The 915-nt window shown below is 48.3% G+C and carries 1 rRNA gene; it reads left to right on the top strand.

What is annotated here, in order from left to right:
- Positions 1-915, top strand: a 23S ribosomal RNA gene (locus DC53_RS22805); the annotation flags it as partial.

Here is a 915-nt window from a genome sequence, read left to right as displayed (position 1 = left end):
AGAGGTAGAGCTACTGATTGGATGCGGGGGCTTCACCGCCTACCAATTCCTGACAAACTCCGAATGCTATATAATGATTACCAGCAGTGAGGGCATGGGTGCTAAGGTCCATGTCCAAGAGGGAAAGAACCCAGACCATCAGCTAAGGTCCCCAAATGTATGCTAAGTTGAAAAAACGAGGTTTGTCTGCATAGACAGCTAGGATGTTGGCTTGGAAGCAGCCATTCATTTAAAGAGTGCGTAACAGCTCACTAGTCGAGCGGATCGAGCATGGATAATAATCGGGCATAAGTATACTACCGAAGCTATGGACTTGAAAAAGTGGTAGGGGAGCATTCTATAGGCATCGAAGGTGATATGTGAGTATTGCTGGAGCGTATAGAAAAGAAAATGTAGGCATAAGTAACGATAATGCGGGCGAGAAACCCGCACGCCGAAAGACCAAGGATTCCTCAGCTATGCTAATCAGCTGAGGGTTAGTCGGGGCCTAACGCGAACCCGAACGGGGTAGTGGATGGACAACAGGTTAATATTCCTGTACCTGCTTACAATAAAAGTGACGGAGGCGTATATTTGGTGCGTGCAGACGGAATTGCACGTTGAAGAGAGTGGTAACACCTCGATAGTACACTAAGACTACGGTTGCGGTGATAATCCAGAGAAGCGACTTCCAAGAAAAGCGTGTAAAGCAGCCCGTACCGTAAACCGACACAGGTGGTTGGGATGAGTATTCTAAGGCGCTCGAGAGATTCATGGCTAAGGAACTAGGCAAAATAGACCTGTAACTTCGGGAGAAAGGTCGCCCACAGTAATGTGGGCCGCAGTGAAAAGGTCCAGGCGACTGTTTATCAAAAACACAGGGCTCTGCAAAATCGAAAGATGAAGTATAGGGCCTGACACCTGCCCGGTGCCGGA

The sequence above is a fragment of the Pseudoalteromonas fuliginea genome, from assembly GCF_000690055.1.
Taxonomy (GTDB): domain Bacteria; phylum Pseudomonadota; class Gammaproteobacteria; order Enterobacterales; family Alteromonadaceae; genus Pseudoalteromonas; species Pseudoalteromonas fuliginea.
Note: the sequence above shows the minus strand (reverse complement) of the source record. Positions and strands in the feature narration are given on the sequence as shown.